Annotated in this window: 10 protein-coding genes; 7 read left to right on the top strand and 3 right to left on the bottom strand. The window is 62.9% G+C overall.

The window, feature by feature from the left end:
• Nucleotides 1-25 precede the first annotated feature (25 nt).
• From gmd to DLM46_RS06750, 3 genes are all read right to left on the bottom strand, one after another.
• Nucleotides 26-1,069, bottom strand: coding sequence for a GDP-mannose 4,6-dehydratase (gene gmd / locus DLM46_RS06740; RefSeq protein ID WP_115099968.1), 1,044 nt, complete (start codon nt 1,067-1,069; stop codon nt 26-28).
• Between the two features lie 152 nt (nt 1,070-1,221).
• The gene (locus tag DLM46_RS06745; RefSeq protein WP_115099969.1) at nt 1,222-1,989 is read right to left on the bottom strand and encodes an SGNH/GDSL hydrolase family protein; all 768 of its coding nucleotides are present in this window, start codon (nt 1,987-1,989) and stop codon (nt 1,222-1,224) included.
• The gene (locus DLM46_RS06750; protein WP_115099970.1) at nt 1,986-3,080 is read right to left on the bottom strand and encodes an acyltransferase family protein; all 1,095 of its coding nucleotides are present in this window, start codon (nt 3,078-3,080) and stop codon (nt 1,986-1,988) included. Before DLM46_RS06750 ends, DLM46_RS06745 begins: the two co-directional genes overlap by 4 nt.
• A 715-nt stretch (nt 3,081-3,795) precedes the next feature.
• On the opposite strand from DLM46_RS06750, the gene DLM46_RS06755 reads away from it, so the two are divergent.
• From DLM46_RS06755 to DLM46_RS06780, 7 genes are all read left to right on the top strand, one after another.
• Complete coding sequence (locus tag DLM46_RS06755) at nt 3,796-5,994, top strand: NHL repeat-containing protein (RefSeq protein ID WP_115100011.1); 2,199 nt, start codon at nt 3,796-3,798, stop codon at nt 5,992-5,994.
• A 108-nt stretch (nt 5,995-6,102) separates the two neighbouring features.
• Nucleotides 6,103-7,569: a flippase gene (locus DLM46_RS06760; protein WP_115099971.1), complete on the top strand. Its 1,467-nt coding sequence runs from the start codon at nt 6,103-6,105 to the stop codon at nt 7,567-7,569.
• Nucleotides 7,566-10,010 carry a glycosyltransferase family 4 protein gene (locus DLM46_RS06765; RefSeq protein ID WP_115099972.1) on the top strand — a complete coding sequence of 815 codons (2,445 nt, stop codon included), beginning with the start codon at nt 7,566-7,568 and terminating at the stop codon, nt 10,008-10,010. The genes DLM46_RS06760 and DLM46_RS06765 overlap by 4 nt, the downstream gene beginning before the upstream one ends.
• A gap of 319 nt (nt 10,011-10,329) precedes the next feature.
• Nucleotides 10,330-10,665: an RHS repeat domain-containing protein gene (locus tag DLM46_RS06770; RefSeq protein WP_244305873.1), complete on the top strand. Its 336-nt coding sequence runs from the start codon at nt 10,330-10,332 to the stop codon at nt 10,663-10,665.
• A gap of 43 nt (nt 10,666-10,708) precedes the next feature.
• Nucleotides 10,709-13,516: a DUF6531 domain-containing protein gene (locus tag DLM46_RS06775; protein ID WP_244305874.1), complete on the top strand. Its 2,808-nt coding sequence runs from the start codon at nt 10,709-10,711 to the stop codon at nt 13,514-13,516.
• 3 nt (nt 13,517-13,519) lie between these two features.
• Entirely contained in the window at nt 13,520-14,200 is a 681-nt protein-coding gene (locus DLM46_RS40065; RefSeq protein ID WP_244305877.1) for an RHS repeat-associated core domain-containing protein, read from the top strand.
• Nucleotides 14,201-14,208: 8 nt separating this feature from the next.
• A complete protein-coding gene (locus DLM46_RS06780; RefSeq protein ID WP_115099974.1) occupies nt 14,209-14,727 on the top strand; it encodes a hypothetical protein in 519 nt (172 codons plus the stop codon).
• Nucleotides 14,728-15,172 lie beyond the last annotated feature (445 nt).

Consider the following 15,172-nt stretch of genomic DNA (forward strand, 5'->3'; position numbering starts at 1 on the left):
GCCGCCTGTGCGACCGCCGTCCCGCTTAGAACGTTTCGTGATGCTGATTGCGGCCGAGATCCGCATGAACCATCATGTTGCACAGCTGTTCGAGCGTGGTCTGAGGCTTCCAGCCGAGCTTCTCGTGGGCCTTGTCGGCGCAGCCGATCAGCAGATCGACTTCCGCCGGACGGTAGAACCGGGGGTTCACGCGCACCAGCGTCTTGCCGGTCGCGACGTCGATGCCGATTTCGCGCTCGTCCTTGCCCGACCATTCGATCTGATAGTCCGCGGCGGCGAACGCCATGCGTACGAAGTCGCGTACCGTCTCGGTGCGGTTGGTGGCGAGCACGTACGTGTCGGGTTCGTCGGCTTGCAGCATGCGCCACATGCCTTCCACGTATTCGAGCGCGAAGCCCCAGTCGCGCTTCGCGCTGAGGTTGCCGAGTTCCAGCACGTCCTGCTTGCCGAGCTTGATCTTCGCGACGGTGTCGGTGATCTTGCGCGTGACGAATTCGCGGCCACGCAGCGGCGATTCGTGATTGAACAGAATGCCGCTGCTCGCAAACAGGTTGTACGACTCGCGATAGTTGATGGTGCTCCAGTGCGCGAACAGTTTGGCGACACCATACGGGCTGCGCGGGTAGAACGGCGTGTCCTCGCGTTGCGGCACCGCTTGCACGAGGCCGAACATTTCCGAGGTCGACGCCTGGTAGTAACGGGTCTTCGGATTCAGGATGCGGATGCCTTCGAGCAGATTCAGCGCGCCGATGCCGGTCACTTCGGCGGTCGTCACCGGCTGGTCGAACGACACGCCCACGAAGCTCTGGGCGGCGAGGTTGTACAACTCGTCGGCTTGCGCGCCTTCGAGCAGACGCAGCGTCGAGCCGAGATCGGTCAGATCGTGTTCGACGAGGCGCAGATTCGGATGATCGAGCACGCCGAGCTCACGAATGCGCCAGAAGTTGACGGAACTGGTGCGGCGGTAGGTGCCGGTCACCTGGTAGCCCTTGTCGAGCAGCAGTTTGGTCAGGTAGGCGCCGTCCTGTCCGGATACGCCGGTGATGATTGCTTTGCGTGGTTGGCTCATAGCTTGCCTTCGATATTGGTAAAAGAGAAAGAGAAGAAGCATCCGCGCCATGACAGCGCATTTCATCGGCACATTCAGAAGCGCATTTCAGAAGCACGTTCCAGAAGCGGGCTGGGCGACGCAAACCCGGCAAACGCACTTGAAAAAACGCTTCAGGACGTCCCGTCCAGCAGTTGCCGCACCAGCGGATCGACGACACGAAAATCCTGTTCGGCCTTGAGCCGGTACAAGCCCGGCTTCGGATGCGCGCCATCGGACATCAGCGTCTTCCAGTCGGGCAGGCCGCAGATGTAGGCGAACTGGTCGACGAGCGGCACCTGCTGTTCGGCGGCGACCCGGCGCGTCATCGCGACCATCGCGGCGAGCCGCGCATTGAGCCGGTTGTCGGGCATCGGATTCGAGGTCTGCAGAACCGGCAGCTTGCCGAGCGCGCGAGCGGTTTTCACGAGCGTCGTTTCGGCCTCGTAGAACTGCTCGGGCGTCTGGTTCTGCATCACTTCGTTGATGCCGTAGTTGATCAACACAATCTGCGCACGCGAAGCCGCGAGCCGCTCCTGCCACGGCAAACCCGCCGTGCGGTCGAGGCGGCCGCGCTGCGTGCCGTCGCGCAACTGGGTGGCCGTCGTGCCGCCCACTCCATAGTTGGTGACCTGGACCCGCTCGCCGTGCGTGGCCTGCAACGCATCTTGCAGATACATCACGGCGTTTTGCGCCTGCGGCCCGCAGTGGCCGCCGCTGCATGAAATGCCGAGCGTGGTCGAATCGCCGTAGGCTTCGACCAGCACCTGGGCTTGCGGCCCCTGAATCTTTTGAGCCGTTTGCACCGCGCCGGCGCTGCCGGCGAGCGCGTCGAATGCCAGCGCAGCCAGCGCCGAAGCGGCGGCCCACAAGCTCGCCGCGAGCCACGTGCGGCGCCTCATGCGCGGCTTTGCGGCGCTTGCCGCACGGCCCCGCCGACACCCGCGGTGCCGGCCGGCGCGTGGCCCTTGCCCGCCGAGCCGAAGATCAACCGCCGTTCGAACGCTAACCACGTAATGCTGGCGTAGGCGAGGGTGATCGCGAGCGCCAGCGCGGCGGTCAGATACCGGTTCAGATGCAGCGGCCACAGCGTGTACAGCACGCTCAGGTGAATCAGGTAAATCGTGTAGCTGATGGTGCCGATATAGACCAGCACGGGATTGCACAGCAGCCGTTTGACGATGCCCTTGCTTTGCAGGGCGATGACCACGACGGAAGTACAAAGGACCAGCGAAATGCTGTAAAGCGCGGCATTCGAGAGCGGCGTATTCGCCGCGCGAAAGCGCGGATTGTGCAGGTGCAGCCACGCGAGCACGGCCAGCGCGGCGAAACAGCCGAGCACGGCCAGCCCCTTGAACGGCTCCAGCGCATCGCGGTTGCGCCGCACGGCGAGCGCGAGCAGCGCGCCGGCCGCGAGCAGGTCCATGCGGAACGGCGTCAGATAGTAGATCGGCCAGAACGAATCGAACCAGGGCGTGGCGACGGCGCGCAGCACCGGCACCGCGAGGATCAAGGCGGCCGCCACGTAGCCGAGCACGCGCTCGGGCACGAGCAGGATCACGAACGGCCAGAAAATATAGAACTGCTCTTCGACGGCCAGCGACCACAACACATTCAGGCTGTCGTGACCGCTCTGATTGAGCGCGTCGCCGATATTGGTGGCGAAAAACGCATACCACTGCCAGTGCTGCGCCCAGCCCAACCCGAACAGAAGCGACGACACCACCATCAGCAACAGATACGGCGGCAGGATGCGCCGTGCCCGGCGTGCGTAGAAATAGCCGAAGTACGACTGCCCGCGCGCCTTGCGTTCGAGCAGGATGCCGGTGATCAAAAAGCCGCTCAGGACGAAAAACAGATCGACGCCCATCCACAGCGGCGCTTTCAGCGCGTGCTGCGCGAACACCGCCAGCACGGCGATGGCGCGCAAGCCGTCGAGCTGCACGATGCGGCGTGAGTGGGAAGGCGCTGAGGGCAATGCGCTAGCTGTCATGAACCGTCCATGGTGTGAAGCGGATGGGCCGGGCGAAGGAGCGGGCCGGGGTTCGCACGGTCAGGCGGACAAACGGGCGCGCTCGCTTCGCGTCGCAACGGGAGTGCAATCGATTCTAGGGAAAAGAAATTGATGAAAAAACGGGAATGAAATAGATAAATGAACCAGATTGCAACAGGGTGTTTCGTTGCTCATTCCTGGCGGATTTTTATGCTTGCATCGAGGCGGCGGGGCATGCGCAAAGAGCGGGTAAGAAGCTGGCAAAAAGCGGGTAAGAAGTGCGGCAAGCATGCGTCGTCATCGGTAAAGATGGGCGGCCGGGTGCGGCTGCGAGCGTCTTTGTCAAGTTCATTGCGCCTTAATCGATTTTTAAATCGATTTCTTTCACGACGGTTAAAGCGGCGAATATTTTTGAATTATTTTCGATTTTCGTCGCGCTGTTTTTTCCGCGTAATGTGAGCCGTGCGGATTGGGTGGCCAGCGACGGCGCATGGGTCGCGTGCCCAGCGCGTGCTCAGGTCTTCGCGGTGCCGTCTTTATCCATGCTTCAAAGCCGGATACTGCACGCAGTGGCGTGAAGGATCCGGCTCGCGCAAACCGGTATCACCGTTCTTACGCCGCTTCTTCGTTCCTTAGTTCATCTCATTCGATTGTTTCCATGCTCGCGCGGGACTTTTTTCCTGACCGCGGCACGGCCCTGATTGGAGGAAATACTTTGTCCCGTTTCACGTTCAAGACCTCGATCGCTGTGATCGTTTGTGCGGCCGGATTGACGGCGGCATCGATCAGCTTCACGGCATCCGCGGAAACCGTGTTGAACGCGAAGACTTCCTGGCTCGGCAATACCTCCGGGTTCGGCGACGGCACATGGGCGCAGATCAACATTACCGCGATCGCGGTCGCGCCGGACGGCAAGGTCTATACGAACGCACCGTGGGACGAAAGCGGCGCCGAAGCCAGCGTCTACCAGAACGGCAAGATGCTCGGCTTCGCGGGCGGCACGCATGGCTGGGGCAACGGCGGCGGCAACGCGATCGCGGTGAACCGCCGCTACGCATTCGTCGCGATCGCGGTCGGCAACGAGAAGGGGCATCTGGTCGAGCAGGGCGTGTGGCCGGAGAAGGGCAAGCAATGGTTCGGCATTTCGCGTCGCCAGATTGTCGATCCGAAGCGCGCCGCGCCGTTCCAGCCGACCGCCCAGAACGCCGATCCGCATGCGCAACTGGCCGCCGGCTTCCTGATGATGAACGAGGTGCCGACCGGCACCAGCGCCGAAATCGGCGGCCTCGCGGCGAACGACACCACGCTGTACGCGGCCAATACCGCGCGCGATCGCATCGAAGTCTACGACGCCGAATCGATGCAGCAGAAAACCACCTGGAGCGTGCATGAGCCGGGGCGCATCGCGCTCGCGCCCGACGGTACGCTGTGGGTGCTGAGCGGCACGCGCAACGACAGGACGCCGCACGTCGAGCACTACGCCGCCGACGGCAAGCGCATCGACGAGACGGTCGCGCTGCCGGCCGACACGGTCGCGGTGGATATCGCCGTGGATGCGCAAGGCCGCGTGCTGATCGCCGATAACGGCCCGCGTCAGCAGGTGCTGTTCTTCAGCAGGAGCAACGGCCGCTATGCGGAGTCGGGCACGCTCGGCGAGCGCGGCGGCATTTTCAGCGGCGTGCCCGGCAAGCCGGGGCCGCAGCGCTTCAACGGCCTGACCGGCGTAGGCGTGGATGCGCGCGGCAACGTCTACGTGTCGACCAACGGCATCGGTCCGCGTTACGAGCCGATCGGCGCGGGCCTTGGTGCGACGCTCGAAAGCTATGCGCCGGACGGCAAACAGAACTGGCAGATGCAAGGTCTCCTGTTCGTCGACGGCGCGTGGATCGACCCGTCGCGGCCCGACAGCGTCTACACCGGCAACAAGCGCTTCGAACTCGATCTGTCGAAGCCCGCCGGACAGGACTGGAAATACGCGGGCTTTCTGTCGAACCGCTTCAAGTATCCCGACGATCCCGTCTTTCACGTCGATCAATATCCCGGCTTGCCGATCGCCCGCAAGCTCAAGGGCCGCACGTTCCTGTACCTGACGGACATGTACGCGGACCATCTGAAGATCTATCGCTTCGACCCGCAGCGCGATGGCGAAACCGCCATTCCATCGGGTTTCATCGCCGGACGTGAACGCGCGGTCGCCAGGGTGCCGAATGCGCCGCCCGGCGGCGACTGGATCTGGCGCGATGTGAACGGCGACGGCAAGTTCAACACTGACGAATTCACCCTCAACACCAGTGGCACGAAGCTCGCGGGCGGCTGGGGCTGGTGGGTCGACAGTGCCGGCGACATCTGGCGCACGCGCGATTCGAAGGGCATCTATCGCTTCCGCTTCGGCGGCCTCGACCCGAAGGGCAATCCGGTCTACGCGTACTCGAACATGACGCAGTACCCGGTGCCGCAACCGTTCACCGAACTGCATCGCGCGATCTACGAACCCGATACCGACACGATGTACGTGACCGGCTATACGCCCGACACGCCGGCCGACCGCGGCTTCTGGAAGGAAGTGGGGCGCGTGCTGGTGCGCTACGACAAATGGTCGAGCGGCAATCCGGTGCAGCGCTATTCGATCACGCTGCCGTGGCAGACGAGCAAACCCATCGCGACGATCATCGGCTTGACCGTCGAAGGGCAGTACCTCTTCGGCGTCGAGCCGGTCGGCGCGGTGCACGTGTGGGACAAGGACAGCGGCAAGGAGCTCGGCGTGATCCAGCCGGGTCCCGAAGTGGGCCGCGCGTCCGGCTGGGTCGATGTGCCCAACGGCATCAGCGCCGCGAAGCGCAGCAATGGCGAGTACCTCGTGTTTGTCGAGGAAGACGCGCGCGGCAAAGTGATGATGTACCGATGGAAGCCGTAATGAAACGCGCGCCGGGACGGCATTTTTTTCTCGCTTTCCCGCGCTAGCGGACATGACCAGGCATTACCAGGCATCACCAGGCAAACGTAGTCAAACCCAGGGCATCCGATGGACAAAGGCATTCTCAAGAACGTAGCGATCAATTTCTTCGGCCTCGTGCTGCCGACTTTCGTTTCGCTCGTGACCGTGCCGTCGTATATCAAGCTGCTCGGCGTCGAGCGCTACGGCGTGATCAGCCTCGTGTGGACCTTGATCGGCTACTTCGGGATTCTCGATCTCGGCATGAGCATGGCTGCGCAGAATCACATCTCGAAGGCGCGGGCCTCCGGCGACAAGGATGAGAGCGCGCGCGTGTTCTGGAGCGCGACATGGCTCAATCTCGCGACCGGCGTGATCGGCGGGCTGGTCATCTATTTCGGCGCGTTCCTGTACACCGCGTATTTCACCAAGGTGTCGCCCGAATTGCAGCACGAAGTCTATATGGCGCTGCCGTGGCTTGCTGTGGCGATTCCGATCGCGAATGTGTCGTGGGTGTTCGCCGGCGCGATCAACGGCGCGGAACGCTTCGGCGTCTACAACACCAACCAGACGATCGGCACCTTCCTGTTCCAGTTGCTGCCGCTCGGCGCCGCATGGTGGATGGGCGCGACCCTGCAGAACGTGCTGGCCGCAGCGGTGTTCGCGCGCATTCTCGCCGCGGCTCTGTTGGGCCGCTCCGCGCTGCAGGTGCTGGAAATTCGCCGCATCCTGCCGCCGCAGCTCGGCGTGGCCAAAGGCCTTTTCAACTTCGGCGGCTGGATGTTGATTGCGAGCGTGACCAACATGATCGCCGAATCGCTCGACCGCGTGATGCTCGGCACCAGTCTCGGCGCGCGTTTCGTCACGTATTACACGGTGCCGCAGAACCTCGTGACGCGTTTGAACATCGTGCCGACCGCACTGGTGCGCACGCTGTTTCCCAGGCTTTCCGCCGTGGGCCGCGCCGATGCCGACACCATTACGCAGCAGTCGCTCGAATTTCTCAATGGCGTGTTCACACCGGTCGCGCTCGTCGCGATGCTGGTGCTGGAGCCGTTCCTGCATCTGTGGGTGGGCAATGAAATCGCCACCGTGGCCGCGCCCGTGGGCCGGATCATGATCGTCGCCGTGTGGCTCGTCGGGCAGGCCAACGTGACGCGGATTCTGATCCAGTCGCAGGTCAATCCGGCGACCGCTGCACGCGTCGGCTTGTTCGAATTGCCCTTGTTCGCAGGCGCATTGTGGCTGGGCATCGCCCATTTCGGTTTGACCGGCGCGGCGCTCGCCGTGGCCGGCCGCGCGCTGTTCGATTACGCGGTGCTGCTGCGCCTGTCGGCGATTCGCGCCCGGCAGATCGCGCTCGACATGCTCGCGCATCTTGCTTTCCTGCTGGCCAGCCTGTGGCTCGCCAGTTTCCTGCCGAGTCTCGCTTTGGCGATCGTCGCCGGTGTGTTGATGGTGGGCGCGAATCTCGCCTGGTCCGTCACGATGACGCCCGCCTTACGCGATCTTGCGCGTTCACTGCTGTTACGACTGAATCCGAGGAAAAGCGCATGAACCACGAAGTCCTTGACGAAGCCGTGCTGCAACCCGCGACGCGCAGCGCTCTGGCTGAACTCACTACCGTCCCCGGCGTTCAGGCGCCGCCGCGTCGCGCGGCGCGCACCGACAAGACCGTGCGCGTCGCGATCGTGCACGACTGGCTCGTCACCTATGCGGGCGCGGAGAAGGTGCTCGAGCAGATCGTCGCGTGCTTTCCGGACGCGGATCTGTTCAGCCTCGTCGATTTCCTCGACGACCGCAGTTTCCTGCGCGGCAAGCCGGTCACGACCTCGTTCATCCAGAAGCTGCCGGGCGCGCGCACCAAATACCGCGCCTATCTGCCGTTGATGCCGCTCGCGATCGAGCAGCTCGACGTGTCGGCGTACGACGTGGTGATTTCGAGCAGCCACGCGGTCGCCAAAGGGATACTCACCGGTCCCGACCAGGTGCATATCAGCTACGTGCATTCGCCGATCCGCTATGCGTGGGATTTGCAGCATCAGTACCTGCAACAGTCGAAGCTGACCGGCGGCCCGAAGTCGGCGATGGCGCGGCTGATTCTTCACTACATCCGTAACTGGGATATCCGCACGTCGAATTCGGTGGATGGCTTCGTCGCCAACTCCGAGTTCATCGCGCGGCGTATCAGGAAGGTCTATCAGCGCGATTCGAAAGTGATCTTTCCGCCGGTCGACGTCGAGGCTTTTTCGCTATGCACGGAGAAGGACGATTTTTATCTGACCGCATCGCGGATGGTGCCGTACAAGAAGATCGATCTGATCGTCGAGGCCTTCGCGCGGATGCCCGAGCGCAAGCTGGTGGTGATCGGCGACGGTCCCGACATGCAGAAGATCCGCGCGAAGGCGGCGCCGAATGTCGAGATCATGGGCTATCAGCCGTTCAAGGTGCTGAAGGACCGGATGAGCCGCGCCAAGGCCTTCGTGTTCGCCGCCGAAGAGGACTTCGGCATCTCCGTGGTCGAGGCGCAGGCCTGCGGTACGCCGGTGATCGCCTACGGCAAGGGCGGGGCGCTCGAAACCGTGCGGGATCTGTCCGACGCACGGCCCACCGGCATGTTCTTCGACGAGCAGAGCGCGGAGTCGATCATCGCCGCGGTCGAGCGTTTCGATACCGACGCGAAGCATTTTTCGCCGGCGGATTGCCGGGCCAATGCCGAGCAGTTTTCGGCGGCGCATTTCCGCGAACGTTTCTTCGCGCACGTGCGGGCTTCGGTGCCGGCGTTGCGCTCGGCGACCTTGCCGCCGTACGTCCCGTATAAGGCGGATCCGGCCGTCACGGCGCCGCGCGTGCTGGCCGTCGATCAGAGCGGTGTGCTCGGCGGCGCCGAGCTGTCCCTGCTGGAAATCGTCAAGGCATTGCGTGCGCGCATCGAAGTCGTGCTGTTCGACGACGGTCCGTTCCGCACCGCACTGGCCAAAACCGGCGTGAGCGTCAACGTGCTGGACGCGGGCGCCTTGCGCCACGTCCGCAAGCAAGGCGGTTCATTGCCGAAGGGGCAGGCACTCAAGGGTCTGATTTCGCTGGTGCGCGCAACCGCGAAACGCGCGCGCGACGCCGAGGTGATCTACGCGAACACGCAGCGCGCGATGGTGATCGGCGCGATTGCCGGCAAGCTCGCGCGGCGGCCGGTGGTGTGGCATCTGCGCGATATCGTCAGCGCCGAGCATTTCGGCGCCAAGCAACTGGCGATCATCAAGTGGTGCGCGCGCCTCGGCCTCACGCATGTGATCGCCAATTCGGCGGCTTCGGCGCGTGCGTTCGCCGAGCTGACGCGCTTCGACGAAAAGCGTATCGATGTGGTGTTCAACGGCATTTCCGCAGCGCCGTTCGACGCGTTGCGCACGGTCCCGCAGGCGGTGCTGCGTCAGCGCCTCAGCTTGCCGCAGGACGCGTTTCTGGTCGGCTCGTTCAGCCGCCTCGCGCGCTGGAAAGGGCAGCACGTGCTGCTCGAGGCGATGGTGCTGAATCCGCAGATGCATGCGGTGCTGGTGGGTGCGCCCCTGTTCGGCGAAGACGCCTACGAGATCGAATTGCATGCCTTCGTGGCCGCGCATAACCTGGGCGAGCGGGTGCATTTCCTCGGCTTCCAGCACGATATTGCGGCCTGCATGTGCGCGGTCGACGCAGTGGTCCATACGTCGATCACGCCGGAGCCGTTCGGCCGGGTGATCGTCGAAGGGATGCTGGCGCAGCGGCCGGTGGTGGCGGCGCGCGCGGGCGGCGTGCTGGAGATCATCGACGACTACGAGAACGGCGTGCTGTGCACCCCCGGCGATGCGCACGGTCTGGCCGATACGCTGGCTGAGTTGCGCTCGAACGACGAACTGCGCGACAGGCTGGTCAAGAACGGTTATCGGACGGCGCTGAGCCGGTTTGGAACCTCGGCCTATGTGGAGGGTGTCGAGCGGATTCTGAGGCGTGTGGCGGGGCGCTGAGGCGGCCAAGGCGGCTGAGGCAGGCACAGCCGGGGCAGATGGTTGAAGCAGGGGTAGGCAGGGGCTGGCCGGCTCCTGTCTTTAGCGCGGCGGAGCGAAAGTCTTGACGATCTTCGCTCCGTTTTTTTGTTTTTGTCCTGTTGTATTCAAGCCTGTTTCAACTCGCCTTTGGGTTGTTGGAGGGGCTTAACGAGGGGGGGGCCGAATCGGATACCGGGCATTCCTACGCATCAAACTGAACCGGCCGATTCTTCAATGAGGGGCAGTGCCGTATCGTTCGCAATTCGTTGGCAAAACGTAATGATTGCGAGGAGATGCGGTGAGAGATCTTGTTGAGAGTAATGCGGGAGCGTCGTCGGCAGCCGTCCGGGGAGCAGCCGCCACAGCTCTGATTGTCGGTGCAGCGCTGTGTTCTTCCTTCTGCTATGCCGACGACATCACCTACGGCTACGACGCATTGGGCCGTTTGACGTCTGTCACGGTGGCTGGCGTCACCGCGTACTACGACTACGACGCGGCGGGCAACATCACCGCGATCCAGCGGCAGGGGGCGCTGACTTCACGAGTGCCGGTGAGCGGCGCGGCTTCTTCGCGTACGTCGGAAGTCGGCAAATCGCCAGTTTCGCCATCCCCGACTCAGGTCAGCGTGCGCTAGACGTACCGCGTCCAATCCCTTTCCAGGTCCCAGTCAGATTCTTATGCAATCAATCGATGCCTTTGCGGCGCGGCGCGCGTTGTCGCGCTCGTTCGTGCTCTTCCTCTTTCTGCTTGTGTCGTGGTTCGCCGCGCCGCATGCGCGCGCCATTGAATGTCCATCGGCCTACGCCGAGGCCGGCGCCTTCCCGACCGACCCGCTATGTCCGCTGAAGGCGGCTTCGGCTGATTTCGGCGGCATGGGTGGCTACATCTGCGGCAACCCCTTGACCATTGCCGCGTACTGCGGAGGGGCCTCCTCCGGAGGCGACACCGTCGAACCTGTGCCGGCCGAAGGCGCCAGTGCCGAGGACGGCGACCTCCCCGATGGCCAGCCCGGCGACACCGGGGGCTGCGCGGCTGACGCGACGGCCGGCTGCGGCGGCAGCACGTCCGGCGCCGACCCGGTGAACCTGTCCACCGGCCAGTTCCGCCTGGTCGCGCACGACCTGCATGTGGCGGACACGCTCGCGCTGGATGTCGCGCGGGTCTACCGCAGCAGTACCTACGACGCATCCGGGCGTCCGCTGGCTGGCGTGTTCGGTGTGGGGACGACGTTTGCGTACGACAGCTACCTGGTGTTCAGCGCAGCGAATGGCAGCGGCGTGCGGCTACGCGTCGAACTGCGCCTGCCGAGCGGCGTGCGGGTGCCGTTCACACCGCGCACCGGCACCATGACGGTCTGGGACAACCTGACGAGCCCGGGCGGCTACTACCGCGCAAGGATCAATGGCGGCAGCGCCGGCATGACACTCACGCTGCGCGACGGCCGGGTGCAGCAGTTCACGATGGTCGACGGACTGTACCGGTTAAGCCGCGTGCAGGACCGCAACGGCAACGCGGTCGTGATCGCCCGCGACAACACAAGCGGTGCGATCACCAGCATCACGAGCCCCAACGGTCGCAAGCTCACGTTCACGACGGTGACCGGGGCGCGCGGTACATCGCTCGTCTCACGTGTGACCGATCCGCTGGGCCGCGAGGTGAGTTATCAGTACGACAGCCAGGACCGGCTCGTGCAGTTCACCGATGCAGCGGGCGGGATCTGGAAATACGGCTGGGACAGCAAGTCACGCCTCGTGAGCGTCACGGACCCCGAGGGCAGCGTCCAGGTCAGCAACACCTACGACGATCGCGACCGCGTCATCAACCAGAAGTTGGCCGACGCCAGCACGTTCGGCATTGCGTATACGCTCGTCGATGGCAAGGCGACGCAGACCGAGGTGACCGACCGGCGCGGCAGCATCCGCCGTCTGGAGTTCGACGCGAACGGACGGGTGGTGCGCAACACGTATCCGGCCGGCCAGCCGGAGCAGCAGGTGCAGACCTACACGTACGACGCGACCGGTCGCGTGACGAACCTGACGACGGGGGGCCGCCAATACACGTTCGTGTACGACGCGAACGGCAACCGTACGAACGAGGCCGATCAGTCCGGTACGCTGGTCACGCGTACTTTCGACAGCTACAGCCAGTTGCTGACCGAAGCGCAGGCGGGCGATCCGCAGCGGGGCGTCGCCACCGTCTACACGTACGACGCGAAGGGCAACCTGCTGACCGTCACCGACCGGCTGGGTAACCGTACGACGTGGACGAACGACGGCCAGGGCCGCGTCCTCACGGTAACCGACGCGTTGAAAGGTGTCACGCGTTACACGTACACCAACGGCGACCTGACGGGCGTCACGGATCCGCTGAACCGCACTACGCAGTACACAACGGACGCGGCAGGCCGCGTGACGGCGATACAGTATCCACTTGGCAACCGGACGAAGCGTTCGCTCGATGCACTGGATCGCACCACCGACATCACGGATGCACTAGGCGGCGTCACCCGCTTTACGTGGGATCGCAATGGTCGTCTGCTGAGTCAGGCCGATCCGAGGGGCGTGACCACGCGTTACACCTACAACGCGATCGGGCGGCCGGTCAGTAAAACCGACCCGCTGGGCCGCAGCGAAACGTACACGTGGACGCCGGCGGGGCAGCTCGCAACGGTAACGGACCGCAAGGGCCAGACGACGGCGTATGCCTACGATGCAGCCGGACGCCTGGTGTGGAAAGAGCTGACGCCACCGGGCGCAGACCGTGCGATGCGGCGCCTGAGCTACGCGTGGGACGCGGTGACGGGACGGTTTTCGAGCGTTTCGCAGAGTGGCTGGAAGGATCCGTACTTCACGGACAACACCGCGATGCTGAAATACAGGCACGACCCGGTCACCGGTAAGGTGGCGAGCGTGTTCGAGTTCCCGATCCTGCCGGGTCACCAGACGCAGAAGTACGAGTACGCCCCGGACAGCCGCGAACTGACGCGTGTGGTGCTGGACAACGCGACGGTGGACTATACGCGCGATGCGGAACACCGGATCACGCAGGCACAGTACACACTCAACGATGAAGCGCCGAAGACATTCACGTTTGCCTACGACACTCTGGGTCGCCGCTCGAAGGCGACGCTGGGTAACGGCATCGCGATCGCTTATACGTGGGATGCCGCAAGCCAGCTGACGGGGATCACCTACAGCAGGAGCGATGGCGCCACCCTTGGCACGCTCACGTACGCCTACGATGCAGCCGGGCGCAGGACGTCGATGGGCGGCACGCTTGCCAGAGTGACGCTGCCGCAGCCGGTCGCCGACGCGCGGTACAACGGCGCAAACCAGCTCATCCGTTGGGCGGGGCAGAGCTTCACGTACGACGCGAACGGCAGCCTCACCGGCGACGGCGTGAACCGTTATGGCTGGAGCGTGGCTAACGAATTCAGCCAGCTCGACAGCGCTGACGGCAAAAAAAGCAGTATCCAGTACCAGTAGGACGTGCTGGGTCGCCGCAAGCGGACGATCGCGAACGGCAGCCGTACGGACTACCTGAACGTGGGCGACGATCTTGCGATCGCGAACACGGACAACGACTGGTCGCACCGGCTACGGCAGTTCCCGCTGTTCATCGAGGGCGGGCCGGACGAGTTGCTGATGCGGCGCATCGGCGATGACGCGACGACCGACCGTTACGTGCTGCGCGACGGGAACAACAACGTGGTTGCGCTCACTGATGCGGGGCAGAACATCGTCACGCAATACACGTATGAGCCATACGGGCAGACGACACTGACGGGCGCGGCGGACAGGAACCCCCAGCAGTACACCGGGCGGGAGAATGATGGTACGGGACTGTATTACTACCGGAACCGGTATTACAACCCAAGCATCGGCAGATTCATCAGTGAGGATCCGATCGGCTGGGCGAGTGGGCAGACGAACGCGTATGCTTACGTGGGTGGGAATCCGGTTCAACTCAATGACCCGTTCGGTCTCGGGTCAACAGGTACGCCGGGCAACAATCAAGCTCAAAACAAACAAGTTAGCGATATCGTTAGGGAGCTTGGCTTGACCAAAGGTCAGCGTCGTAAATTGCATGACGCGATAACTGGTCAAGACTACGGTTACCATGAGATCAAAGCGATAGCGATAGATATGTTTTGCCCGACCAATAACTAGGCGAAAGTATGTTGCGTGATGACATAAGAGACGCTTTTTCGGAGGTCTGCGGCCTGCCCACCTGGCAGGTCCGGAAAGGCGTCGGATCGTTCCTTACCCTGGAGTACGGCGACCCGCATCTGCGGATTCAGGAACCACGTTTGTCTCGATCGGAGTTGCCTGAAGTGCGCAAGTCGGCAGATCGTCGTCGAGTAATTGTGTCTGGTCGGTGGCACCTTTGGATCTATATGTGCAACTGGACGATAAGCTCGAATGGTACGTGGCTCGCGGACAACGAGGCGTCGAGCGAAGCCATCAATGAAGCGTCGCAATATCTCGATGGGCAAATATTGCTGTCGGTCGACGTCTTATCGAAAGATGTAAAGACGGTCTTTCGGTTTGATCTTGGCGGAGAGCTTGCAACATGGCCATATCTGGACGAGGGAGATCGATATGAGGAGCAGTGGCTACTCTACGATTATGAGGCGAAGAAGGTGCGGACGCTTAAAGGTGACGGGACTTGGCTTTGTGAGCCATTAGATGACTGATCCATTGCTGCCGTTGTCGCATCGTGTCTGGAAGTACGAGACAAAAATTGAATTGCAAATCGTTATATTCGTTGCTCGTCATGAGTTTATATAACGGAAGGGTCGCGCGAACAGCCCCCTCCTTGGGTGGGGCCAATAGAGGGGCAACTCGATGAGCCGAAAACAGCGACATAGCCAAGCCTTGCAGGATGCAGTCAAAGAGGTTCTGCTTCGTGAGTGGGATCCAATACGTATCGGGAGGGAAGATGCCGCGAAGGATGAATACGACGCCTATGTCACCAAGATTTGTGCACTCATTGTGCAAAGGCAGTCGGTTGAGGAAGTGTAGTGGTCTAATTTCCTCGGACAGGTCGATAGGAGGACAATCCGGAATCGACGAGGAAAAACAATAGATGACAAGAAGGCGCCGACAATTTGACGCCAGCTTCAAGCTGGAAGTGGTACG

The sequence above is a fragment of the Paraburkholderia lacunae genome (assembly GCF_003353175.1).
Lineage (GTDB): Bacteria > Pseudomonadota > Gammaproteobacteria > Burkholderiales > Burkholderiaceae > Paraburkholderia > Paraburkholderia lacunae.